The organism is Methylobacterium sp. Ger2507 (genome assembly GCF_055231875.1).
This window is the reverse complement of record NZ_JBUYVC010000001.1, coordinates 2,387,902-2,411,047: the sequence shown is the minus strand read 5'-3', so window position 1 is coordinate 2,411,047 and position 23,146 is coordinate 2,387,902. Positions and strand designations below refer to the sequence as shown.

Sequence of the window (23,146 nt, the reverse complement as noted above, 5' to 3'; positions counted from 1 at the left end):
CACCGCAGGAGGAGGCGAGACATGCACGGCGACCACGATCACGACCCGACCGATCAAGCTCATGTGCACCGAGAGCACGACGATGCCGCCCCGGCGGATCGCTGGAAGCACGATGGCGTGCGGGTGATCCCGGGCGACAAGCTCGATCCCAACACCGCCCAGACCCCCGGCATGTTCCGGCAGGCGGCGATCAACCACGCGCGCGTCGGTGCCCAGAAGATCTGGGCCGGCACGGTGGCGATCGCCCCGGACGCCAAGACCGGAGTGCATCATCACGGCGCTCTGGAAAGTGTGATCTACGTGGTCTCCGGCCGCGCCCGCCTGCGCTGGGGCGACCGGCTCGAATACGTGGCCGAGGCCGGCCCCGGCGACTTCATCTTCGTGCCGCCCTACGTGCCGCACCAGGAGATCAACGCCGATCCGGACCAGCCGCTGAACTGCGTCCTGGTGCGCTCCGACAACGAGGCCGTGGTGGTCAACATCACCGATGTCGAACCGGTCGAGCGCCCCGAGACCGTCCACTGGGTCGATCCGATCCACAAGCATCCCTGACCGCTGCGCACTCCGCACAATGCTTCCGACGAAACGAGACACGCCTCCATGATCGACCGTCGTCACGCGCTGAAGGCCGCCGCCGGCCTCAGCCTCCTCGCCCTGTTGCCCCGAGGCGCCCGGGCGGAGCCTGGAAAACTCCGCATCGGCTTCCAGAAATCCTCGACGCTGATCGCCCTCCTGAAGGAGGATTCCGCCCTGGAGAAGGCCCTGGCGCCGCTCGGCGTGACCGTCTCCTGGCATGAATTCACCAGCGGCCTTCCGATCATGGAGGCGCTCAATGCCGGGCAGATCGACGTCTCGGCGGACGTGGCCGACACCGTGCCGATCTTCGCCCAGGCCGCCCAGGCGCGGATCACCTACATCGCCCAGGAAGCCGCCTCGCCCAAGGCGCAGGCGATTCTCGTCGGCGCCGAGTCCTCGATCCGGTCCATCGCCGATCTGAAAGGGCGCAAGGTCGCGGTCACCAAGGGGGCCGGCAGCCATTATCTGCTGCTCGCCGCCCTGGCCTCGGAGACGCTGCCCTTCAAGGCGATCAGCCCGGCCTATCTCACGCCCTCGGACGGACGCGCGGCGCTGGCCAGCGGCAGCGTCGAGGCGTGGGTCGCCTGGGACCCGTTCCTGTCGGCGGCCGAGCAGCAGACCGGTGCCCGGGTGCTGCGCGACGGCACCGGTCTGTCGCAGTACAAGCGCTACTACCTGGCGGGTGCCGATTACGCGACACAGCGCGCCGACGTGCTCACCCTTCTGTTCGCCAAGCTGCGCGAGACCGGCGCCTGGGTGAAGGCCAACCCGGAGGCCGCCGCGGCGCGCCTCGGCGCCCTGTGGAAGCTCGACCCCGCCATCGTGCTGCAGGCCAACGGGCGCCGCAGCTACGCGGTCGAGCCGGTCACCCGCGCCGGCCTGTCCGAGCAGCAGACCATCGCCGACGCGTTCCGGGCCGAAGGGCTCCTGCCCCGCGCCGTCGACGCCTCCGCCCTCCCGATCTGGGCGCCGCCGGGGCTCTGAGGCGAGCCGGTTCCGACCGGGTCGTCACCCACCCGGTCGGTTTGTCCCGAACCAGCAGCAAGGGTGCGGGGCGGTCCGGAAGCCGAAGGGGTCGCGGTAGCAGGGAAAGTCGCCCGGCCGCGCAAGCGCCGCCGGTTCGGCCGCTCCCTCGTCGCCTCGCCCTACGCAGCGCCCGCCAGTGCCTTCCGGAACTCGGCCTCGGGCAGCAGGGCACCGCCGGTCGTCCACACCACGTGGGTCGCAATCTGCAATTCGGGGAGGCTGGCGAGCGCTGGGCGGATGGCGGCGAACGCGGCGGCCGCCGAGGGTTCGAGGCGCATCTCGGCCCGCTGCCACAGGGCGCGGACCCAGGTGAACAGGTCCGCATCCGCCACCGTGACCACGCTGGCGATGAGCCCGCCGACGGTGCCGGCCACGAGGAGCGAGGCGCTCGACACCGCCAAGCCATCGGCGGCGGTGCGGTTGTCGAGGCCGATATCGTAGACGCTGACCGGCCGGTCGAGTCCGGCCGCGAGTTGCACCAGCATGCAGGGGGCGGCGACCGGCTCGACGAAGACGCAGTGCACGGCATCGCCGAACAGCAATGTCAGCCCGAGGGTCACGCCGCCGGGCGCGCCCCCGACCCCGCACGGCAGGTAGACGACGAGCGGGTGGTCGGAATCGACACGCACCCCGGCCTCGTCCAACTGGCGTTCGAGGTCGAAGGCCGCCGCCGCATAGCCCAGGAACAGGTCGACCGAACTCTCGTCGTCGACGAAATGCGCGTCGGCCCGACCCGCGAAGGCGTCGCGCGCCGCCGCGACCGCGCTGCCGTAATCTCCTGCATGCTCGACCACGCGGGCGCCGAGATCGCGCAGGCGCTGCTTCTTCCACGCCTTGGCGTCGTGGGACATGTGGACCTCGACCTGGAAGCCGAGGGCGCGGGCCATGACGCCGACGCTGAAGCCGAGATTGCCGGTGCTGCCGACCGCAACCGTGTAGGCTCCGAAGGCGGCCCGCATCGCGGGCTCGGCGAGGCGCGCGTAGGATTCGCCCTCGCGCAGCCAGCCCTGGTCGAAGGCCAGCCGTTCGGCCGTGACCAGCACCTCGTAGACGCCGCCGCGCGCCTTGATGCAGCCCGTCACCGGCAGGTCGTGATCGGCCTTCACCCACAGATGCGCCGCATCGAGGCCGCTGACCTCGGCGGCGAGTGTCGGGTCCAGCGGCAGGAAGGGCGAGTCGATCCGCCCGGTCTCCAACTCGGGAAACAGTCGGGCCAACAGCGGATCGAAGCGGCGCCAGCGCGCCTCCGCCGCCCTGACCTCGGCCAAGCCGAACGCCAGACCGGGCAGAACCTCTCTCGCCACCCGGCGATGGGGATTGCGCCATACGGTCGGACGCCCCGCCCGCACGGCGTCCGGGATTCCTGCCGGATGATCGGTCATGGGCGGCGTTCTTTCGGATGGGGGCGGTGCAACGATGCCGGAATGGCAGGGATATCAGAGAACGCGCGGCGTATCGTCGAACCCGGTGCACAGGACCGAGGCGTAGGGCAGAGAAATTTTCCTCGCATCGGTTCCTTGAACGCACGGCTTCGCCGGATCGACGCGGTGATGTCGGCCTGTCTGAACCGGGAGAGTGGTCGGGTCCGGGGGCACGAGGTGAGCCCAGGCCTACAAGCTGAACGCTCGCTCCGAAAAACGTTATGGCAGGCGAGCATGAAGCACACTTGATATATGTTACAGATATCGAAGCATCGATTTGAAAGCCTTAGCTCTGGACGGAACGGTTTCGACGGATTGATTCACTTTCGAACAACTACGAACGACGAATGTTTTGCCATCCGCCAAATTGCAACGATCTCGGAACCGTGACCGTTTAGGCTCTCGGTGAAGGATTTGCATCAGGGGTTGGAGAGCGGCGCCGGGTTATGAGCGATCTGAGCAAGAGGCGCGGTTGGTTGTTCGTCCTGCCGTTGACGGGCTGTCTTGGATGCCTCCAAGCCGATGCCGAGACGTCGAACATCGCCGGCATCGTCATCCAGAAAGCGCGACGGTTCGGCTTTCAGGCGGTCAGCTTACAGGCCGGGGGATCTATCGTTCTGTCGAACGAGGAAGCGACCGCCGTCCACCACGCCTATATCGAGGCCGATGGCGTTCGGCGCGACTTCGGCGACCAGGCGCCCGGCAGCCGCACCACGATGATGTTTCCGCAGCGGGGCGACTTCATCGTCCTGTGTGGCGTGCACCCCAAGATGAAACTCGCCGTCCATGTGGAGTGATCCGGCATCCGCCTGATCGGTGCCTATTCCGGATCGGCGGACCTGCGCGGCACGGGGCGAGGCCGAACCATGCTCTCCCGACGGAATCGACCGGCGCTCGTCCGAGCGGCGGCCGTTCTCGGACGTCGTGTTTCCGATGGACCCGCCGGGACGGTGGCCGCCGGGAATAGGGGAATCAGCCGCCGCCGATGCGGCGCCATGACGGCGCGATGACGGCGCTCCTGCGATCCGCAATCGAGGTGTGACGCAAGCGCACAGAGCCGTCAGGAGGGTAGAGCTTGGCTAAAGCATTAGTTTTGCGTTCGTGTTTGGCCGCTAACATCGCTGCAATACTAACATGAGCTAGGCAATGGCGACCCTTAAATCCGAAGACGAACGGCTTCATGCTCTTAAGCAACTGAGGCTCCTCGATACGCCTCCTGCCGAAAGCTTCGATCGCATCACCCGAATGGCGAGCCAGCTGTTCGATCTCCCGATCGCCGCCATTTCACTGACGGACAGCGATCGGCAATGGTTCAAATCCCGGGTCGGCGTCGATCACTGGACGATTCCCCGGGATCGCGCGCCCTGCGCTGAGGTGGCGGACACGTCCGGTTCCCTGGTGATTCCCGACCTGATGGAGCATCCCAATTATCGAGACAGTCTCCTGGCTCGATCCGGGATTCGATTCTACGCAGGTGCCCCGCTGACCACACGCGAAGGGTTCTGCCTCGGGGCCATGTGTGTTCTCGGTCCGGAGCCGCGCCAGGTTTCCCAGCAGGAACAGGCGGTGCTCATCGATCTGGCCGCCATGGTCATGGCGCAGGTCGAACTTCAGCACGCGTTCGGCCGTGTCGATGCGATCACGGGGCTGCCGAACCGGCATCAACTGCTCGAGGACCTTCACGATCAGGCGGCCACGGGAAACGGAGGGCTGCGTCACCTCGCGCTGGTTGAGGTCATCGACGCCCTCAAGATGTCGGATGCGGTACGGGTCCTGGGTGTCGGGGTCATCGAAGACCTCATGCGAGAGGCAACCCGGGTGATTTCCAGCAATCTTGGGCTGAGCACACAGGTCTATCATGTCGGGGCAGCCCAATTCGCATGGATTGTCCCCTCGTTTCACGGCGAGGCCATGTTCAAGGATCGTCTCGGGAACTTGGCTGGCACGCTGCACACCCACCTAAGTTCGGCCCCGGTGCGGATTGCGCTGAACCCGGTCATCGGGGTCGCGCCGCTGGCGGTCGGACAACATCTTGCCGAAGATGCGATCCGAATGGCTCACAACGCAGCCCAGGAGGCGCGTCTCACGGGCCATTCCGTCAGCACCTATTCAATGGTCGCCGACGATCACCATCGGCGGCGCTTCCGGCTGCTGAGCGACATGCGTACGGCGCTCGTTTCCGGCCAGGAACTGTCGCTCGTCTATCAGCCGCGCATCGCTCTGAGCACCGGAGACTGCATCGGCGCCGAGGCACTGCTTCGCTGGCAGCACCCGGAACTCGGCGCCGTCTCACCGGGCGAATTCATTCCGCTCGTCGAACAGACCGATCTGGCCGGTCCGCTCACGGCCTGGGTGATGGCCGAAGCCATTCGGCAGATTGTCGCTTGGCGAAACATGGCCATCGACTTGGCCATCTCGGTCAATGTCTCGGTGGCGAATTTGGACCAATCCGAGTTCGCGACCGACCTCATCGGGCAATTGCGAAAGGCCGGCATTCGTCCCTCAGCCTTCGAGATTGAAGTGACCGAGAGCGCACTGATCAAGAACCGGATGCATGTCGAGGAGCAGCTTCGGGCCATCCGAAGCGCGGGCATCCGTGTGGCCATCGACGATTTCGGAACCGGCTACAGCAGTCTTTCCTACTTACGGCACCTGCCCGCGGACCTGGTGAAGATCGACCAGTCGTTCGTGCGCGATCTTGCCGACGACCCCAAGGGGCAAACGCTTGTGCGGCATCTCATCGAGATGTCCCGTGGGCTCGGCTTCCGCGTCGTCGCCGAAGGTGTCGAGGACGGGCAGGCCTACGAGATCCTGCGGGCCTGGCAGTGTGAGGAAGCACAGGGCTACTGGATGTCGCCGCCGCTGGCCCCCGCCGATCTCCAGCATTGGCTCACCACGCGGATGTCTTCCCGGAACGAGGCCGCGTAGATCACAACTATGCCTCAGCGTTTCGGGAAGCAGATGGCATTCGCGGGCGCTATCGGCGCGCCCACGCGCACCTGGGCAAGGTCGAATTCCAGCCTTCCGAAGAGTCCGAATGGCAGTAAGGACCGGAACTGCCGGGACGCCGGATACGCGAGGAAGCACGCTTCCCTTCCGCGCGGCCGCACGACATGGTTCGTCCGCACCGGCCGACCCGATGCGACGCCAGCCACGAAGAGCCCTGCCCCATGTCGGAGTCCCTGTCGAACCGCGACGCCCGCAATGGCGATGCCCCCAATCGCGACGACCCCAATCGCGACGACCTGGCCCCGTTCGAAGCCGTGCTCGGGGTCGGCGGAGTCCTCACCGATCCGGGAATGACCGCCCGGTACACGCGCGACCACCGCGACCTGATGCAGGGCGAGACCCCGGCCGTCTTGCGCCCGCGCAGCGTCGCGGAGGTCCAGGCCCTCGTCGGGCTCGCCCGCGCAGGCGGGTTCGGCCTGGTGCCCCAGGGCGGCAACACGGGCTATGTCGGTGGAGCGACGCCGGAACCCGGCCGGCGCCAGCTGGTGGTCAGCCTGGAGCGGATGACCCGCATCCGTGCCGTCGATCCGCTGAACTTCACCCTGGCTTGCGATGCCGGAACGATCCTGGCGGACGCCCAGAAGGCGGCCGAGGCGGACGGGCTGTTCCTGCCGCTCAGCCTCGGCTCCGAAGGCAGCTGTCGCCTCGGCGGCAATCTCGGCACCAATGCGGGCGGGCTCCAGGTCCTGCGCTACGGCATGGCCCGCGACCTCGTCCTCGGCCTCGAAGTTGTGCTGCCGGACGGAACGTTGTTCTCCGACATGCGGACCCTGCGCAAGAACAACATCGGCTACGACCTGAAGCAACTCTTCATCGGCGCCGAGGGAACCCTGGGCATCATCACCGGCGTGGTGCTCAAGCTCTGGCCGGCGCAAACGCAGCGCGCCACCGCCTGGCTCGAACTCGCCGCCGGCGCGCCGATCCCGGACATGGCCGCGACCGTGCGCCGGGAGACCTCGGACCTCGCCTCGACCTTCGAACTGATCTCGGCTTCCTCCCTCGGCCTCGTCGCCGATCTGCGCGGCGGCGAGATCGGGTTGAGGGCGGGTCCCGGCGGGGCCGTGCTCCTGGAACTCACCGCCTCCTCCAACCGCATCCCCCTCGACGACGTGCTGATGGGCTGCCTCGAAACCCTGATGGAGCGCGGCTGGGTCACCGACGCGGTCCTCGCCCAATCGGAGGCGCAGCGCCGCGCCTTTTGGGCGGTGCGCGAATCGATCCCCGAGGGGGAGAAGCATGCCGGCGGCTCGGTCAAGCACGATATCGCCCTGCCGATCTCGCGGCTGACCGACTTCCTCGCCAGCGCCGCCGTTCTGCTGGCCGAGCGCCTGCCCGAGGTGCGCCTCTCCGTCTACGGCCATGTCGGCGACGGCAATCTGCATTACAATCTCGTCGTGCCGCCGGGTCAGGATCGGCTCGCGTTCACGCGCATGATCGAGGCCGGTTTTGCCCGTGACCTCTACGCGATCGCGCTGGAATACGGCGGCAGCTACAGCGCCGAATACGGGATCGGTCGCTTCAAGCGCGACCTGCTGGAGCGCTATTCCGATCCGGCCCGGCTTCGTCTGATCGGGGCCCTGAAGCACGCTCTGGACCCGGACGGGATCATGAACGCTGGTGCCTTGGTCTGAACCGGCTCACCCTTGGAACGACAGCGTCGCCCGGGTTCCGGCGCTCCCGGTGCCATAGACCAGGGCCGATCGCAGGTTCGCCGCCATCGCCTTGACGATGCGGGAGCCGAGGCCGGTCCCCCTCGGCTGTCCCTCGCCGGTCCAGCCGATGCCGTCATCCTCCACCGTCAGGGTCAGGCCGGCAGGACCCTCGCGGGCGATGGAGACCCGGATTTCTCCAGGGATCTCAGGTGGATAGGCGTACTTGTAGGCGTTGGTCACGAGTTCCGTGACGACGACGCCCACCGACACCGCCTTGTCCGTCGCGAGCCGGATCGGCGCCGCGTCGAGGCGGATGGCATGGTCGCGCCCGGCCGCCTTCATCGCCGCTTGAAGCTCCTCGACCAGGCTCGCCAGGTAGGCGTCGAGATCGACGGCCTCGACGTCATCGGAGGTGTAGAGCCGCCGGTGGATACCGGCGATCGCCGAAATCCGCGCCTGCATCTCCCGCAGCGCCGCCTTGGCCGCCGGGTCGGTGACCGCGTTGGTCTGCATGTGGGTCAGGGCCGCCACCAGCGCCAGCGAGTTCGCAACCCGGTGGTTCACCTCCCGCAACATGATTTCGGCCCGGTCCCGCGCTTCCCGGACTTCGCGTTCCGCACGCTCCTTGTCGCGCCTTAGCGCCTCCTGACGTAGGGCCGTATCCACCGCTTCGCCCAGGAGTTCGCGGAACTGGCCCTGCAGGTCCTTCCAGACGTAATCGACGGCACCCGCCTTCAGGGCTGCCACCGCGACCCGACTGTCCTCCGATCCCGTCACGTAGACCACCGGCGGCGCCTCCGGCAGGGCACGGATGCAGGGGAGGATGTCGAGGCCGGTCTGCCCGGGCATGTGATGATCGAGGGCCACCACGTCGATATCGCCCTGAGCCAGGCGCCGGAGGCCGCTATCGCCATCGAGTGCGAGGTCTACAGCGTAGCCCCGCGCCTGCAATGCGCGTTGCACGAGCCGCCCCAGACCCGGGTCGTCGTCGATGTAGAGGACGCGACCGCGGCCTGGGGGCGTCGGTGCAGTCATGGAAGCGAAGGCTTCATGGATTTTCTGGGACCTGCATGACCGAGAAGAACAGCCCGAGCTGCCGAATAGCGTTGGCGAAGCCCTCGTAGTTCACCGGCTTCGTGATGTAGACGTTGGCTCCGAGATCGTAGCAGCGCTGGATCTCGCGCTGGTCATCCGTGGTGGTCAGGACCACGACTGGCGAGCGCTTGGTATGCGGGTTCGCCTTTACCTTCTCGAGGATGTCGATACCTGTCATATCGGGCAGGTTCAGATCGAGCAGGATGAGCAGGTGCCGCTTGGCGCTGACCTCGCCGGATCCGTCCGCACCCAACAAGTAGTGCAGTGCTGAGGTGCCGTCCTGGAACGGCAGGATCGTGTTGTTCACGCCGGCGCGACGGATGTTGCGCTCGATCAGGCGCGCATGGCCCTCATCGTCCTCGATCATGACGATTTCGACGGCGTTCACGCTTCGCTCCACCCCTATTCGGCAGCGAGCCGCATCGGCGACCCGTTCTGTCCCTGACCTGTAGCGGTCTCGCGGGGCAGCGTCACGCTGAAGGTTGTGCCGATTCCCAGTTCCGACGCGACCTCGATACGGCCGCCGAGAGAGCGAACCAGCGCCTTCACATGAGCGAGGCCGATCCCTTCCCCGGGCCGGTCTTGAGCGCCGGACCGCCGGAACAACTCGAACACCCGGGCGTGGTCCCGTTCGGCGATGCCCCGGCCGTTATCCGCGATACGGTAGCGGATCCGGCCGCCGCCGAGGGCCTCAGCCGTGATCTCGATGCGTCCCGGCCGAGCCGGGTCGAGATATTTCACAGCATTATCAATCAGGTTGCCGAAAATCTGCTCGATGGCGAGCCGGTCGGCGACGAGGCGGGGCAGGTTCGGGGCGACGATCACCCGCGCGCCGGCCTGCTCGATTTGATGCTGCTGCGCGGCGGCGAGGCGCTGGAGGAGGCTCGTCATGTCGAGGCGTTCGGGCGTAAAACTGCGCCGCCCCTCGCGGGACAACTTCAGGATTGCCGCGATGAGCCGCTCCATTCGGGTCACGGCCGCCTGGATGAAGCCGAGCGCTTCGCCAAAATCAGCGTCGATCCGGGCCGATTGTGGATGCCCCTGGAGGGCGGCGCCGACGTCTGCCCGCGTCGCCTCCAACTCGCTGGTGAAGCCCATCACGTTCACCAGGGGCGCCCGGAGGTCATGGCTGACGATGTAGGCGTAACGCTGGATCTCCTCGTTCGATTCGCGCAGTTCCGCCTCGGCTTGGCGCTGCTCGGTGATGTCGGTATGGACGCCGACCCATTCCCGTATCGAACCATCGCCGTTCGTCACTGGCACCGCGCGAATGGCATAATGGCGGTAACTGCCATCGGCGATGCGCACCCGGTGTTCGTGGACGAAGGTCCTGCGTGCCCTCACCGTTTCGTTCCAAGCTTCGATACTGGCTTGGGAATCGTCGGGATGTACGGCATTCGCCCAGCCGTAACCCGCGTACTCGGTTGGGCTCTGCCCCGTAATGGCGCTCCAGCCCGGCTGTTCGCCGATCATCCTGCCCTCGGCATCATTGGTCCAGAGAACTCCGCGCACGGCCTGGATGGCCGCACGAAAGCGGGCCTCGCTGCCGCGGAGTTCCTCTTGCACCCGTTGCTGGTCGAACGACGAAGCCAGCATCGCCAGGAACAGGATCAGGAAGGTCGCGCCCGCCACCGCAAGGGCGAGGTTCTGTTGGCCTTGACCCAGGTCTGTAATGTGCGCCGCCTGGGCGCCGGCGGCCTCGGCGGTGAACGTGGCCGCCGCCATCCCGGTGTAGTGCATGCCGGCGACTGCGATGCCCATGACACTGGCCGCGATGAGCGTCTGCCACACACTGTTCTGGCGCAAAGTCAGCCACAGCGCTGCCGTCGCCGCCGTGATCGCGATGGCGACCGATATCCCGACGAGGCGCCAATCATAGGCAAGATTTCCGGGGACGTGCATCGCGGCCATACCCGTGTAGTGCATCGCCGCGACCCCAAGTCCCATCACGGGGCCAGCGATGAGCAGGTCTTGTCTTGTTGCCCCTCGCCGGCTGATCCAGGCGAAACCGGCGCCGGTGCAGGCAACGGCAAGAGCCAGCGACAGGAGGGTCGTTCCAAGATCGTACGCAGCCGGCATTCCCATCTCGAACGCCAGCATTCCGACGAAATGCATCGACCAGATTCCTCCGCCCATCGCGGCTGCAGCGGCAGCGATCCAGACGTGGCGTCTTCGGCTTGCCGCACCCCGCGCGCGGCTCACGAGATCGAGTGCCGTGTAGGATGCGAAGATCGCGATGGTGACGGACAGCGCGACGAGCGCCGGGTTATAGCCGGTGTGAACCATCGTTGGGGCGGACAACCATTCTGCGGAAGGATGTGTCAGCCTATCCCGTTCGGACGCCAGGAACCATCAGGGTTTCAGATGTCCGGAGTTCCGGCGCGGTGCCGCCTTGCACTACCGTTTGCGGGCAGCATGCCGTAAGGCCGCTGCATCCGCCAAAACTTCCGTGACCCCATGATCCGCCTCGAAAAAATCGGTAAGCAGAACGGCCGCCAGATCGTCTTCATCGAGGCGTCGGCCGCCCTACAGAAAGGCGAGAAGGTCGGCCTTGTCGGCCCAAACGGCGCCGGCAAGACGACCCTGTTCCGGATGATCACCGGCGAGGAGCAGCCTGACGAGGGCCAAGTCGCTTCCGACCGCGGCATCTCCATCGGGTATTTCAGTCAGGATGTGGGGGAGATGTCCGGCCGTACCGTCGTCTCCGAGGTGATGAACGGCGCCGGTCCCGTCAGCGAGATCGGAGCCGAGTTGAAGGAGGTCGAGCAGGCGCTCGCAGATCCGGACCGAGCCGATGAGATGGAAGCGCTGATCGAGCGCTACGGCGAAGTGCAGGCGCGCTTCGAAGAACTCGACGGCTATGCCCTGGAGGGCCGCGCCTACGAAGTTCTGGCGGGCCTCAGCTTCTCCCAGGAGATGATGGACGGCGATGTCGGCAAGCTCTCCGGTGGCTGGAAGATGCGCGTGGCGCTCGCTCGTATCCTCCTGATGAACCCCGACGTCATGCTCCTCGACGAGCCAAGCAATCACCTGGATTTGGAAAGCCTGATCTGGCTCGAAGCCTTTCTCAAGGGCTATGAGGGCGCCTTGCTGATGACCTCGCACGACCGCGAGTTCATGAACCGCATCGTTACGAAGATCGTCGAGATCGATGGCGGGCAGCTCACCACCTATTCGGGTGACTACATCTTCTACGAGCAGCAGCGGGCGTTGAACGAGACGCAGCAACAGGCCCAGTTCGAGCGCCAGCAGGCGATGCTGGCGAAAGAGATCAAATTCATCGAACGCTTCAAGGCCCGGGCTTCCCACGCCGCCCAGGTACAGAGCCGGGTGAAGAAGCTCGACAAGATCGAGCGGGTCGAGCCGCCGAAGCGCCGCCAGAGCGTTGCCTTCGAGTTCCTACCCGCCCCGCGGTCCGGCGACGACGTCGTCATGCTCAAGAACGTACACAAGCGGTACGGCAGCCGAACCATTTACGACGGCCTGGATTTCTCGATCCGCCGGCGTGAGCGCTGGTGCGTGATGGGTATCAACGGCGCCGGCAAGTCGACGCTCTTGAAGCTCGTCACCGGAACCGCCACGCCCGATGACGGCAGCGTCGCGGTCGGCGGCAGCGTGAAGCTTGGCTACTTTGCCCAGCATGCCATGGATGTCCTCGACGGGGACCGGACGGTCTTCGGCTTCTTGGAAGATGCCTTTCCGCAGGCGGGTCAGGGCTCCCTGCGGGCGCTTGCTGGGTGTTTCGGTTTCTCAGGCGACGATGTCGAGAAGCGCTGTCGGGTGCTCTCGGGTGGAGAAAAGGCCCGCCTCGTCATGGCCCGGATGCTCTACGATCCGCCGAACTTTCTCGTCCTCGACGAGCCCACGAACCACCTCGATATGGGCACCAAGGAGATGCTCATCGCGGCACTCGCGAACTATGAGGGTACGATGCTGTTCGTGAGCCACGACAGGCACTTCCTTGCAGCCCTATCGAACCGGGTCCTGGAACTGACGCCGGACGGCATCCATCAGTACGGCGGCGGTTACACCGAGTACGTCGCACGGACGGGCCAGGAGGCACCGGGGCTGCGCAGCTAAGTCCACGCACCGAACCCTGTCATTACACGGACTCTGACGTTCGGCTCAGAACGATACCCGTCGGGGAAATTTGGTACGCGGAAGCCTGCTCGCGGGTCATGCCTGCGAAAGATTGGAGAGGTGGATCAGCGTGTTCCGACCCTGAACTTGAAATGAACAAAAAGTCATATTAACTGAACATGAACGATCAGCCTTCCACACTGGGCTGCCACTCACCAACCAGGAGTACGGATATGTCCAGCGGACTGTTCCAGAACCTGCCGGGCGCTCATGAAATGGGAGGGCTTCAGGCTCTTCCGAGTGAGCCGTGGCTTCTCCCGATCTCCGACCGGATCGCCTCCGTGTCGATGGATGCCGATCGACTGGAGGCGTCCGTTCGTTTATCCGCCCGTCCTTTCCAGCGCGCCGCACAGGCGCTGGTCGTGGCGCTGTTGTTTATGCTGACGATCCAGATCAGTGTAGACTTGATGACCGCCCAGCCCCCCCACCGGACTACCGGCCAGATCGCGGATGCCACACCGCCCGAGTTGCTGGTGTCGAAGGCCGCGCTGACCAGCAATAACTGATTGGTCGGCGCTGCTCATCGACCGGCCCGCTGGTTGCGGGCCGTACTGCTTTGCCAGCACAACTATCGCGACAGCGGCAACGTGTCTGCTCGGGCGAGACCCGACACACAGCTTGACCGGAATGCATCAGCGCGAGAAGGCTTCTCGGTTGCTATCGGCTCAATCCACCTAAATCGCATCGAGTTTTTGCGGGACTGAGTTCGCTTTGCGCGGCAACCAGCCAAGGGAAATGCAGCACCCATCGATTAGGTCAAACCGGATGCTGGCTTCGCGGCGCTTATCTCTATGTCCTCGCTTTCGGCCTGTTTAGGGTTTCGCCGCGAGAGCGCGAGAATGAGCGCTGGCAGGATCAACAGGATGAGGAGCGGCGCCAGACTCATGCCGCCGACGACTACCAGCGCCAGAGGTTTCTGAACCTGGGAGCCGACTCCGTTGGAGAAGGCAGCCGGCAGGAGGCCGACGCCAGCCACGACGCAGGTCATGACCACCGGCCGGAGTTGCGTTCGGCAAGTGCGCAACATGGCCCTTACACGCTCTTCGCCCTCCGCGATCAGTGCATTGTAGTGTGAAAGTACGATGATGCCGTCCATGACGGCAATGCCGAGGAGTGCGATGAAGCCGATTGCGGCGGATACACTGAACGGTGTCTCCGTGATGACAAGCGCCAGGACTCCTCCGGCCGCAGCCATTGGGATGACACTGAGCGCCAGTAGCATGTCGATGGCGGATCCGAAGTTCATGAATAGCAGGATCGCAATCAGGCCAATGGCAATCGGAACTGTGATGGAAAGGCGCGCGAGGGCGCCTTGCATGTTGTTGAATTCGCCGACCAGCTCAAGACGATAGCCGCGCGGCAGAGAGACCTCGGTGTTCACACGCTCGCGTGCTTCCAGGATTGCGCTACCGAGATCGCGGTCGCGGACACTGAACTTCACCGGCAGGTATCGTTCCTGACCCTCACGGTAGATATAGGCCGGTCCTGAAACGAGAGCGACCTGAGCAACCTCGCTAAGGGGCACCTGCATCAATGTGCCATTTGGGCCCTGTCCCGAAATGCGAAGGGCACGGATCGAAGCCACACTCTGCCTGAATTGCTCGGCAAGGCGGATCACGATTGGATAGTGGCGATCTGAACCGCTGTCGTAGAGATCTCCAGCGCTGTCACCGCCGATGGCTGTGCGGACGGTTGCGTTGATGTCGCCAGGCGTCAGCCCATAGCGGGCCGCCCGGACGCGATCGACGTCGATCTGTACCGTTGGTTGGCCCAGGGATGTGAAGACACCGAGATCGGTTACGCCTGGCACTTGACGAAGAACTGCTTCGACGCGATTGGCGACCTTCGTAAGGGTCTCCAGATCTGGGCCGAAGACCTTGAAAGAGTTCTCTCCCTTGATGCCGGACACAGCTTCCGCGACGTTGTCCTGCAGGTATTGCGAGACATTGAACTCGATACCGGGGAACTCAACGCGCAAGTTTTCGAGGAGGTCGCTGACCATCCTGTCCTTTGTCACCCCCGGACGCCAAGCCTCTGCGGACTTCAGCGGCGCGAAGAATTCGCCATTGAAAAATCCTGCTGCGTCCGTTCCGTCATCTGGTCGGCCGTGTTGTGAGACGACGCTTTCTACCTCCGGTACGGCCGCGATGATGCGGCGAATCCGATTGACGTAGAGATTGCCCTCTTCGAGCGAGATCGTCGCCGGCATGGTGGCGCGTAGCCAGAGGTTGCCCTCCTCGAGTTTCGGCAGGAATTCCAGACCGAGTTGACGTCCTGCCACGCCGACACCCGCCAAGAGCAAAACCGCTAGGCCGAGAGTCAGGATGCGGTTGCTCAACGCGGCGTGGATTGCTGGCCGGTAGAGTCGATCAAGGCTGCGGACCAGGAGCGTCTCAACCTCTTCCACGTGGTTTGGGAGCAGGTAGGCGGAGAGGACGGGTGTGACCGTGAAGGTGGCGATGAGCCCCCCCAGGAGCGCGTACGCATAGGTCTGCGCCATTGGTCCGAAGATATGGCCCTCGACACCGGTGAGGGTAAAGAGCGGAAGAAAACCGGTCACGATGATGATTGCGGCGAAGACGATCGAGCGGCTCACGTCGGCGGAGGCCTGACGAATGCGCCCAAGCTTGCCGGCTAGGCCAGACTGGATGATGGTTCCTGTCGGGTCACCGTGACCCGATAGCCGCCGGAAGATGGCCTCAACCATAATCACGGTTCCGTCGACGATCAGGCCGAAGTCCAGGGCGCCGACGGATAACAGGTTCGCGGATTCGCCACGCAGCACAAGGATGATCACGGCGAAGAACAGCGCGAACGGGATCGTTGCAACCACGATGAGCGCACTGCGCAAATTGCCGAGGAATAGCCACTGGACGATCAGGATGAGCACGATGCCAACGAGCATGTTGTGCAGGACGGTGTGCGTCGTGACGGCGATTAGATCGGCTCGATCGTAGATCCGCTCGATCTTCACGCCCGGTGGCAGCAGTTCCATCCCCGCGATGCGCGAGACTTCCGCCTGTACAGCCTGGATGGTCGGTGTGCTCTCCTCTCCGCGGCGCATCAGGATGATGCCCTGGACGATGTCGTCGTCATCGTTCATGCCGGCGATGCCGAGGCGTGGTTGATGTCCGATCGTCACCGTGGCGACATCGCGAACGAGGACCGGTGCGCCACCGGATTGAGTCAGGACGGTGTCGGCGATGTCGTCGGTCGAACGGATCAAACCGACGCCGCGCACCACCGCAGATTGCGTCCCAAGGTTGATCCGGTTCCCACCGACATTGAGGTTGCTATCGTTGAGCGTCTTGACGACGCCCGACAGGGTCAGTCCGTAGGCGGTAAGTCTGTCGAGATCGATGGCGATGTCGAAGGTCTTCGTCTTACCACCCCAGCCGATGACGTCGATAACGCCGGGCACGGCACGGAAACGACGGCGCAAAACCCAATCTTGCAGGGATTTCAGATCAAGGACGCTGTAACCGGCCGGAGCAGTCAGCTTATAGCGAAAGATTTCGCCGATGGGGCTCACCGGTGAGATGGTTGGCTTGGCACCGTTGGGCAGCGCGTCGAGTTGGGCCAGTCGATTGAGAACCTGCTGCTCGGCCTCACGATACGTGAATTCAAATCCGAACTGTAGCTTGACGTCCGAGAGGCCGTAGAGTGAAACCGAGCGAACCTGCTTCAGGTTTGGCAATCCGGAGGTGATCACCTCGATCGGAACGGTCACGTATCGCTCGATTTCCTCGCCCGACAAGCCTGATGCCTGCGTGATCACATCGATCATGGGCGGAGTCGGATCGGGGTAAGCCTCGATGTTAAGTGTCCGAAAGGACACGAGCCCGCACGCCAGCAGCAGGACAAATGCCAGCACCACCAGGGCACGCTGACGAAGCGCGAGTTGGACGAGTCCAGTCATTTGCGGTGGTTCCTGCGAGCGAGCGCTGACGAATCAGCCTCGGGTCAGCATCCGATCGATGAATAAGGAGCCGCGCGAGATGACGCGCTCGCCGGATACCAGACCTTCCAGAATCTCGATTTTGCTTCCGTCGATGATTCCAGGTTTGACGATTCGGCTCTCGACCGAGTTATCCGGCTTCAGCACCCAAACGCTTGCCTTGCTGCCTTCAAGCACCACCGCCGCACGCGGCACGGACCGCGAAAGGCTCTCACGTTCATTGATGATCCGAACCGTAGCGTACATCTCAGGCTTGAGAAAATTTTGTGCGTTGTCGATGTCGGCTCGAACAGTGATGCGTCGTGTAGCCGGATCAACCGAAGCGCCGATGAAGTTGATCCGGCCTTCGAAAATCTTCTCGGGATAAGCCAGCACGCGGAATTTGAGGCGCTCCCCAAGGTCGACCTTGGCTGCATCGGGCTCCCGCAATTGCGCGATGAGCCAGACTTTAGAAAGGTCGCCGATAATGTAGGACGGGTCGCCCCCCGCGGGGCCGATATACTGTCCTGGTCCGATCTTTCGCTGGATAATGGTACCTTTCAAGGGCGCGTTGATCGCTGTCTCGGGATTGATCGATCCCTTCTGAAGATTGGCGACATCGTCATCGCGCAGACCGAGGATGCGGAGGCGATTTCGTACGGCCTCAAGGCCTACTTCTGCGGTCCGTGCGTCGTTGGTCGCAGTGTTCAGATCGTTCTGTGCAGACTGCAGCTCGCGCAATGTTGTGACGCGGGAGTCGTAGAGGTCATGGAGCCGCTTCTCGGCAGCCTGCGCGTAGCCCAGTTGCGATCGTGTCTTCGCCAATACATTCAAAGCGGCCAGATAATCGTTCTGTGCCTGGACCATTTCATTGGCTTGAATCGAAAAGAGGCGCTCACCCTTTTGCACCTGTTCTCCGGTCCGAGCAAAGATGGCAATGACTCGGCCCGGATAAGGTGAGAAAACCGGCGTTGCCTGATACTCATCGACACCGATCTTACCCTCAGTGGTGATCTCTTCGTAGAAGAGGCGCTGTTCCACCGTCTCGACTTCAATTGCAGCGAGTTGATCGGCAGAGAGGACGAAAATCTTATTTCCAAGAGATGGAGAGGGTACAGCTGATGGCGCCGGTGCTATCGCAGCCCCGGCGAATGTCCCAGAGAACCACGATAGGGGGCCGATACAAATCACAGCAACAACGAACAAAAGCAGGATTTGAGTACGGCGCTTCAATCCGGAGAGTGGAGCGAAGGAGCCCTGTGGTTCGCTCATCATTTCGATCTCGGGCAACTTCGCGTTCGCGCACGTATCCAAAGCCATATTGGATCGCGGGTCGGTCTCTAGAGGTCGGCTTCTCGGGGCACAAGCGAGTCCGGATCACTTTAGCTAGAGACCGCCTTTTGCTTCGCGAGTGTGGTCTCTGCGTCAGCTTCGGAAATGAGCGGACTGTTCCTCGGCTCCTCCGCCTGCGCCGCGTTATCCATTCCGTTCCGTAGCGCCCGTCGTCGCGCGCCAGCAGCCTTTGACAACAAAACCCCGCAGACCGAGGGACTGCGGGGTGAAGTTGCGTCACATGGGTCCCTGGGAGGGACGGCTGGTATACTACATGCCATAGCGCAAACGACAAGACCAGTGCCGAGGCTCCAGAGCTATTCTGCCTATGAAAAGCGGGAATTCCTGATAAATTTTGCAACCTTGTGGAAGCTCAGGATCGTCATTCCCACTCGATCGTACCGGGTGGCTTCGAGGTGATGTCATAGGTCACCCGGTTGATCCCCTTGACCTCGTTGATGATCCGGGTCGCAACGCGTCCGAGGAAAGCCATGTCGAAGGGATAGAAATCCGCCGTCATCCCGTCGACGGAGGTTACGGCGCGAAGGGCGCAGACATGGTCGTAGGTCCGGCCATCGCCCATCACACCAACCGTCTTCACCGGCAGGATCACAGCGAAGGCTTGCCAGATCGTGTCGTAGAGGCCGGCCTTCCGAATTTCATCAAGGTAGATTGCGTCTGCTTTCCGGAGGGCTTCGAGCTTCTCCGGCGTAATCGTTCCCGGGCAGCGGATGGCAAGACCCGGGCCCGGGAAGGGGTGTCGCCCCACGAAGGCATCGGGCAGACCAAGTTCCTTACCGAGGACGCGGACCTCGTCCTTGAACAATTCGCGCAGGGGCTCAACGAGCTGCATATTCATGCGCTCAGGCAGTCCGCCGACGTTGTGGTGGGACTTGATGGTGACCGAGGGTCCACCCGTGAACGAAACGCTCTCAATGACGTCCGGATAGAGCGTGCCTTGAGCGAGGAAGGCTGCGCCGCCAATCTTTTTCGACTCGGCTTCGAACACGTCGATGAACAAGCGGCCGATGGTTTTGCGCTTCTGCTCGGGATCGCTGACTCCGTCGAGTTCACCAAGGAAGAGCGCCTGTGCCTCTACGTGGACCAGGGGAATATTGTAGTGGTCGCGGAAAAGGCGGACGACCTCTTCAGCTTCACCCATGCGCAAAAGGCCGTGGTCCACGAAAACGCAGGTAAGTTGTTCGCCGATCGCCTCGTGGATCAGGACTGCTGCCACTGCGGAATCGACGCCACCAGACAGGCCACAGATGACCCGCTCATTTCCGACCTGGGCGCGAATTTTCTCGATTGCCTCTTCGCGGTACGCGCCCATGGTCCAGTCGCCGGAGCAGCCCGCAATATCGCGCACGAAATTGCGGATCAGCAGTGCGCCATGCGGGGTGTGGGCCACCTCCGGATGGAACTGGACGGCGTAGTAGTTCCGCGCTTCATCGGCCACCGCCGCGAAGGGGGCATTCTTCGACATGGCGACGGTGGTGAAACCGTCCGGGAGCTTGGTTACGCGGTCGCCGTGGCTCATCCAGACGGGATAATGCTCACCGACATGCCAAACGCCCTTGAAGAGAGCGCAGTCCGACAGGATCTCGATCTCTGCCCTGCCAAATTCCGCATGGTGACCGCCTTCGACCTCACCGCCGAGTTGCGCCGCCATCGTCTGCTGCCCGTAGCAGATGCCGAAGACGGGAACACCGGATTCGAACACCACCTGAGGCGTGCGGGGCGATGCCTCGGTGGTCACCGATTCGGGGCCGCCGGACAGGATCACACCCTTTGGCTTCGTCTCCGCAAACGCCTCCGCAGCCTTGGTGAACGGCACGATCTCGCAGTAGACGCCCTCTTCGCGCACGCGGCGCGCGATGAGCTGCGTCACTTGGCTACCGAAATCCACGATGAGGATTTTGTCGTGTTCTGTCGTCATGGAACCGGAGTTAGACGAGGCCTCGATCCCGTGCAACGGACGAACCTGCAGAGCGGCCCCGCGACCGGCATCGGACTGGGGATGCGCGTGCCGCCGCGTTAAGCGGCTGTTCACCGTCAGCGGTCGAAACCCTGCCCCCCAGAAACGAACAGGAGCCTCCGCTGTGAGAGCCACCATCTTCGGGATTGCCGCCTTCGCCCTGACCGGGTTCGGAGCGACGTCGGCTTCAGCATTGCCTTTCGCCGCCGGCCTTTCGCCTGGCTCCAACGTCGAGCAGGCGCGTGTCGTTGAACGGACGATTGTCCGCGGGCCACGTTGCAAGACGGTAGTCACCAAGCGTCGTGGCCCATTCGGTCGCGTCGTGGTGGTGCGCAAGCGTCGCTGCGTCTGATCAGCCACTCATCAAACGCTTCGGAATGGCCCCCCATGGGGCCATTTCTTACTTCAGCGGAGGCGTTCCAGGGTCGCGACGTAGAAACCGTCGGTGCCTGTGAGGGCCGGACTCATCTGGAGACCGTGGTTGGTCAAGCGAACGGCTTCAGCCAAACGGGGGGCCCGCTCCGCCAGGACCTCCTTTGCAGGAACTACAGCGAAGTCGTCCGGTCGTCGGCTGATGAAGCTGGCGATAGCCGTATCGTTTTCCTCGGGGAGCAACGAACAGGTGATGTAGGTGATGCGGCCGCCAAGGCGGACCAGCCGACTCGCTCGGTCGAGGACAGTGGCCTGATCCGCGACCCGCGATGTCAGCGCATTGGGGCGCAACCGCCACTTGGCGTCAGGGTTGCGGCGCCACGTGCCCGAGCCTGTACAGGGCGCATCGACCAGCACCCGGTCTGCCATCTCGTCGAGGTCGCCAAGGACGTCGGCGCGAGCCTTACCGGAGCGGGGCGTGCGGATTTCGGCGTCTGCGCCGGCGCGGCGCAGGCGCTCGTGGATCGGTGCGAGGCGACGCGGATCGTCATCGCTTGCCACGAGACGGCCGGTGTTCTGCATCATGGCCGCCAAACTCAACGTCTTCCCGCCGCCGCCTGCGCAGAGGTCGATCACCGTCTCGCCCGGTCGCGCTCCGCTTAGGATACTCGCGAGTTGCGAGCCCTCATCCTGAATTTCGTACCACCCGTCGATGAACTCCGGTTCGACGTGAAGAGCGGGGCCGCGTCCATCCTCGCCGATGGGGATGCGCAGGCCGTTCGGGGCGTGTGGTGTCGGCATCGGCGCGAGATGAGCCAAGCCGGTCATGGCATCATCGCGACTGCGCTTCAGCGTGTTGATCCGGATATCAAGGGGGGCTCGGCGACCGAGGGCTCGTAGTTCCTCATGGGTCGCCTCTCCGAATGTCACCGCCAGGGAGGGCAGAACCCATTCGGGGACATCGCCAGCGACGTGCGCCGGTGCGTCCGCGAGCGTCCCGTCGGTCAAGCAGGCTCGCTCAGCAACCGTCAATGGCTCCGGGGCAAAGCGATCACCGGAGAACATCGTGGCGATCGTGGGCGCAGCGAGCCCGTGATGGAGGCGCAGCATGCCGATGACCAGACTGCGCGGGCTCTCGTCGCCCATGATCCAGGCGGCGGAGGCGCGGCGGCGCAAGGTATCGTAGACCAGACTGGCGATGGCGGCGCGATCGCCCGATCCGGCAAAACGGTGGGCCAGTCCCCAATCCTTCAGGGCATCGGCGGCCGGGCGACGGCGCGAAGACAGATCGGTCAGGACTTCGATCGCAGCGGAGAGGCGGGCAGGCGGGGTCAAGCAGGGTCCTCGATATTCAAACAGCGCCGCGATATGGCCACGCTTCGGGCGGCGGTCAGTCACAGTACGGTCGAGCTTCCGTCGGGTTCACGGCTCAGCTTGAGCGACGGTGCCGCCTCGAACGCACTCGGAGCTTTAGAGAACTGCATGTCCCCCGTCATCCATCTCGGCCTTGCCAGCCTTCTCGCGATTGCCGTGGCCGCCTGTTCCCCGGCCCCAGCCGCCCCCGATCTGTCGCCGCCCCCGCCGCGCCGGCTGGATGCCAAGACCCAGCTCGAGTACGGCGCGCCGCCGCCTCCGCCGCCAGGGCCTCGCTACTAGGATCGTGCCGTGGTTTCTCGGGCGCGACGGTTCTCGTAAGCCTTGAGATGCGTATAGACGCGGTCGAGCATCGGATGCGCGACCGCATCGGACGCGCGCGCGATCAGATCGCCGACGATGTGATCCGCCTCGATGCGGGCTCCGCCCTCGATGTCGCGCAGCATCGAGGCCGTGAAGGCGGATCCTGCAGCGGTCAGGGTCTTGCGGGTGTTGTCGAGTGCACTCGGGCGCGGCGCATAGCCCGCGCTCTCGGCGATGGCGCGGCACTCCTCCATCAGCGCTTCGATGAACGGGAGGCCGCCCGGGGCGGCAACGATGTCGCCGATGGTGGCACGCATCAGGCATGTGGACCCGGCGAGCGTGGCCAGGAAGCTCCATTTCTCCCACATTTCCAACACCATACACTCGCTGAGCCGGGGCTGGAACGTGACGCCCTGCATCAGGGCCTCAATGGCATCGACGCGAGCGGATCGGCCGCCGGAACGCTCGCCATAGGTCAACGTATGCAGCGGATTCATCTGGCGGATCTCGCCGGATGGACCGAGCGTCGCCACGATCGCGCAGGAACCGCCGAGCACGCGGTCGGCGCCGTATACCAAGTCCAACGCGTCGAGGTGGCGCATGCCGTTGAGCACGGGGAGGATCGCAGTGTCGGGCCCGATGGCCGGTGCGACATCCGCGATGGCGCTGTCGAGATCATAGGCCTTGCACGAGAACAGCACGAGATCGAAGGCGCCACCCTGGCCGGCCGCCAGTTCGCGCGCCGTGACGGTCTGCGGCGCGGGAAGCTGGAAATGGCCGACCGGGCTTTCGACCACTAGGCCGGTGGCGGCGAGCTTCTCGGCCCGGGCCGGTCGGACTAGGAAGGTCACGTCGCGCCCGGCCTCGGCCAGGCGTGCGCCAAAGTACCCACCGGTGGCTCCGGCCCCGACGACGAGTACGCGCATGGTCG

The 23,146-nt window shown here is 64.2% G+C and carries 18 protein-coding genes; 9 read left to right on the top strand and 9 right to left on the bottom strand.

Annotated features, from left to right (window positions below; all coding sequences use genetic code 11):
- Positions 1 to 21 precede the first annotated feature (21 nt).
- Positions 22 to 552 carry a cupin domain-containing protein gene (locus ACV7NL_RS11150; protein WP_463355696.1) on the top strand — a complete coding sequence of 177 codons (531 nt, stop codon included), beginning with the start codon at positions 22 to 24 and terminating at the stop codon, positions 550 to 552.
- A 48-nt stretch (positions 553 to 600) separates the two neighbouring features.
- A complete protein-coding gene (locus ACV7NL_RS11145; RefSeq protein ID WP_463355695.1) occupies positions 601 to 1,560 on the top strand; it encodes an aliphatic sulfonate ABC transporter substrate-binding protein in 960 nt (319 codons plus the stop codon).
- A 161-nt stretch (positions 1,561 to 1,721) separates the two neighbouring features.
- On the opposite strand, the gene ACV7NL_RS11140 is transcribed toward ACV7NL_RS11145, so the two are convergent.
- Complete coding sequence (locus ACV7NL_RS11140; RefSeq protein ID WP_463355694.1) at positions 1,722 to 2,984, bottom strand: D-serine ammonia-lyase; 1,263 nt, start codon at positions 2,982 to 2,984, stop codon at positions 1,722 to 1,724.
- Between the two features lie 485 nt (positions 2,985 to 3,469).
- Here ACV7NL_RS11140 and ACV7NL_RS11135 point away from each other — a divergent pair, with 485 nt between their 5' ends.
- From ACV7NL_RS11135 to ACV7NL_RS11125, 3 genes are all read left to right on the top strand, one after another.
- Positions 3,470 to 3,820 (top strand): cupredoxin domain-containing protein, encoded by a 351-nt coding sequence (locus ACV7NL_RS11135; protein ID WP_056186550.1) that lies wholly within the window; start codon positions 3,470 to 3,472, stop codon positions 3,818 to 3,820.
- 349 nt (positions 3,821 to 4,169) lie between these two features.
- On the top strand, positions 4,170 to 5,951 hold the full coding sequence (locus tag ACV7NL_RS11130) for a putative bifunctional diguanylate cyclase/phosphodiesterase (RefSeq protein WP_463355693.1): 1,782 nt from the start codon (positions 4,170 to 4,172) through the stop codon (positions 5,949 to 5,951).
- A 242-nt stretch (positions 5,952 to 6,193) separates the two neighbouring features.
- Entirely contained in the window at positions 6,194 to 7,663 is a 1,470-nt protein-coding gene (locus ACV7NL_RS11125) for an FAD-binding oxidoreductase (RefSeq protein WP_463355692.1), read from the top strand.
- A gap of 6 nt (positions 7,664 to 7,669) precedes the next feature.
- On the opposite strand, the gene ACV7NL_RS11120 is transcribed toward ACV7NL_RS11125, so the two are convergent.
- Genes ACV7NL_RS11120 through ACV7NL_RS11110 form a run of 3 tightly spaced genes read right to left on the bottom strand, consistent with a single transcriptional unit; the run spans position 7,670 to position 11,065 of the window.
- Positions 7,670 to 8,719, bottom strand: a complete 1,050-nt coding sequence (locus ACV7NL_RS11120; protein ID WP_463355691.1) for a sensor histidine kinase — start codon at positions 8,717 to 8,719, stop codon at positions 7,670 to 7,672.
- Between the two features lie 13 nt (positions 8,720 to 8,732).
- The gene (locus ACV7NL_RS11115; protein ID WP_056186660.1) at positions 8,733 to 9,146 is read right to left on the bottom strand and encodes a response regulator; all 414 of its coding nucleotides are present in this window, start codon (positions 9,144 to 9,146) and stop codon (positions 8,733 to 8,735) included.
- A 35-nt stretch (positions 9,147 to 9,181) separates the two neighbouring features.
- Positions 9,182 to 11,065 (bottom strand): MHYT domain-containing protein, encoded by a 1,884-nt coding sequence (locus tag ACV7NL_RS11110; RefSeq protein ID WP_463355690.1) that lies wholly within the window; start codon positions 11,063 to 11,065, stop codon positions 9,182 to 9,184.
- A 171-nt stretch (positions 11,066 to 11,236) separates the two neighbouring features.
- On the opposite strand from ACV7NL_RS11110, the gene ACV7NL_RS11105 reads away from it, so the two are divergent.
- Together ACV7NL_RS11105 and ACV7NL_RS11100 are read left to right on the top strand one after the other, a co-directional pair.
- Complete coding sequence (locus ACV7NL_RS11105; RefSeq protein WP_056186567.1) at positions 11,237 to 12,859, top strand: ABC-F family ATP-binding cassette domain-containing protein; 1,623 nt, start codon at positions 11,237 to 11,239, stop codon at positions 12,857 to 12,859.
- A gap of 233 nt (positions 12,860 to 13,092) precedes the next feature.
- Positions 13,093 to 13,425: a hypothetical protein gene (locus ACV7NL_RS11100; RefSeq protein ID WP_463355689.1), complete on the top strand. Its 333-nt coding sequence runs from the start codon at positions 13,093 to 13,095 to the stop codon at positions 13,423 to 13,425.
- Positions 13,426 to 13,670: 245 nt separating this feature from the next.
- On the opposite strand, the gene ACV7NL_RS11095 is transcribed toward ACV7NL_RS11100, so the two are convergent.
- The 3 genes from ACV7NL_RS11095 to guaA all read right to left on the bottom strand — a co-directional run bounded on the left by ACV7NL_RS11095 (position 13,671) and on the right by guaA (position 20,127).
- On the bottom strand, positions 13,671 to 16,838 hold the full coding sequence (locus ACV7NL_RS11095) for an efflux RND transporter permease subunit (RefSeq protein ID WP_463355688.1): 3,168 nt from the start codon (positions 16,836 to 16,838) through the stop codon (positions 13,671 to 13,673).
- A gap of 33 nt (positions 16,839 to 16,871) precedes the next feature.
- Positions 16,872 to 18,146, bottom strand: coding sequence for an efflux RND transporter periplasmic adaptor subunit (locus ACV7NL_RS11090; RefSeq protein WP_463355687.1), 1,275 nt, complete (start codon positions 18,144 to 18,146; stop codon positions 16,872 to 16,874).
- Between the two features lie 424 nt (positions 18,147 to 18,570).
- On the bottom strand, positions 18,571 to 20,127 hold the full coding sequence (gene guaA, locus ACV7NL_RS11085; RefSeq protein ID WP_463355686.1) for a glutamine-hydrolyzing GMP synthase: 1,557 nt from the start codon (positions 20,125 to 20,127) through the stop codon (positions 18,571 to 18,573).
- A 163-nt stretch (positions 20,128 to 20,290) separates the two neighbouring features.
- Between guaA and ACV7NL_RS11080 the strand changes: the two genes are divergently transcribed.
- Complete coding sequence (locus tag ACV7NL_RS11080; protein ID WP_463355685.1) at positions 20,291 to 20,518, top strand: hypothetical protein; 228 nt, start codon at positions 20,291 to 20,293, stop codon at positions 20,516 to 20,518.
- 53 nt (positions 20,519 to 20,571) lie between these two features.
- Here ACV7NL_RS11080 and ACV7NL_RS11075 read toward each other — a convergent pair whose 3' ends face one another.
- Positions 20,572 to 21,873, bottom strand: a complete 1,302-nt coding sequence (locus ACV7NL_RS11075; RefSeq protein ID WP_463355684.1) for an RsmB/NOP family class I SAM-dependent RNA methyltransferase — start codon at positions 21,871 to 21,873, stop codon at positions 20,572 to 20,574.
- 147 nt (positions 21,874 to 22,020) lie between these two features.
- On the opposite strand from ACV7NL_RS11075, the gene ACV7NL_RS11070 reads away from it, so the two are divergent.
- Complete coding sequence (locus ACV7NL_RS11070; protein WP_463355683.1) at positions 22,021 to 22,194, top strand: hypothetical protein; 174 nt, start codon at positions 22,021 to 22,023, stop codon at positions 22,192 to 22,194.
- Here ACV7NL_RS11070 and panE read toward each other — a convergent pair.
- On the bottom strand, positions 22,191 to 23,141 hold the full coding sequence (panE, locus tag ACV7NL_RS11065) for a 2-dehydropantoate 2-reductase (protein WP_463355682.1): 951 nt from the start codon (positions 23,139 to 23,141) through the stop codon (positions 22,191 to 22,193). The two genes, ACV7NL_RS11070 and panE, sit on opposite strands and share 4 nt — an antisense overlap.
- Between the last annotated feature and the right edge of the window lie 5 nt (positions 23,142 to 23,146).

Bases quoted from the DNA above. Each gene is read 5' to 3' on its own strand.
- ACV7NL_RS11125 (WP_463355692.1), top strand. From the start codon at position 6,194: ATGTCGGAGTCCCTGTCGAACCGCGACGCCCGCAATGGCGATGCCCCC.
- ACV7NL_RS11135 (WP_056186550.1), top strand. From the start codon at position 3,470: ATGAGCGATCTGAGCAAGAGGCGCGGTTGGTTGTTCGTCCTGCCGTTG.
- ACV7NL_RS11130 (WP_463355693.1), top strand. From the start codon at position 4,170: ATGGCGACCCTTAAATCCGAAGACGAACGGCTTCATGCTCTTAAGCAA.
- ACV7NL_RS11115 (WP_056186660.1), bottom strand. From the start codon at position 9,146: ATGATCGAGGACGATGAGGGCCATGCGCGCCTGATCGAGCGCAACATC.
- ACV7NL_RS11140 (WP_463355694.1), bottom strand. From the start codon at position 2,984: ATGACCGATCATCCGGCAGGAATCCCGGACGCCGTGCGGGCGGGGCGT.
- ACV7NL_RS11105 (WP_056186567.1), top strand. From the start codon at position 11,237: ATGATCCGCCTCGAAAAAATCGGTAAGCAGAACGGCCGCCAGATCGTC.
- ACV7NL_RS11145 (WP_463355695.1), top strand. From the start codon at position 601: ATGATCGACCGTCGTCACGCGCTGAAGGCCGCCGCCGGCCTCAGCCTC.
- panE (WP_463355682.1), bottom strand. From the start codon at position 23,141: ATGCGCGTACTCGTCGTCGGGGCCGGAGCCACCGGTGGGTACTTTGGC.
- ACV7NL_RS11100 (WP_463355689.1), top strand. From the start codon at position 13,093: ATGTCCAGCGGACTGTTCCAGAACCTGCCGGGCGCTCATGAAATGGGA.
- ACV7NL_RS11120 (WP_463355691.1), bottom strand. From the start codon at position 8,719: ATGACTGCACCGACGCCCCCAGGCCGCGGTCGCGTCCTCTACATCGAC.
- ACV7NL_RS11150 (WP_463355696.1), top strand. From the start codon at position 22: ATGCACGGCGACCACGATCACGACCCGACCGATCAAGCTCATGTGCAC.
- guaA (WP_463355686.1), bottom strand. From the start codon at position 20,127: ATGACGACAGAACACGACAAAATCCTCATCGTGGATTTCGGTAGCCAA.
- ACV7NL_RS11070 (WP_463355683.1), top strand. From the start codon at position 22,021: ATGTCCCCCGTCATCCATCTCGGCCTTGCCAGCCTTCTCGCGATTGCC.
- ACV7NL_RS11110 (WP_463355690.1), bottom strand. From the start codon at position 11,065: ATGGTTCACACCGGCTATAACCCGGCGCTCGTCGCGCTGTCCGTCACC.
- ACV7NL_RS11095 (WP_463355688.1), bottom strand. From the start codon at position 16,838: ATGACTGGACTCGTCCAACTCGCGCTTCGTCAGCGTGCCCTGGTGGTG.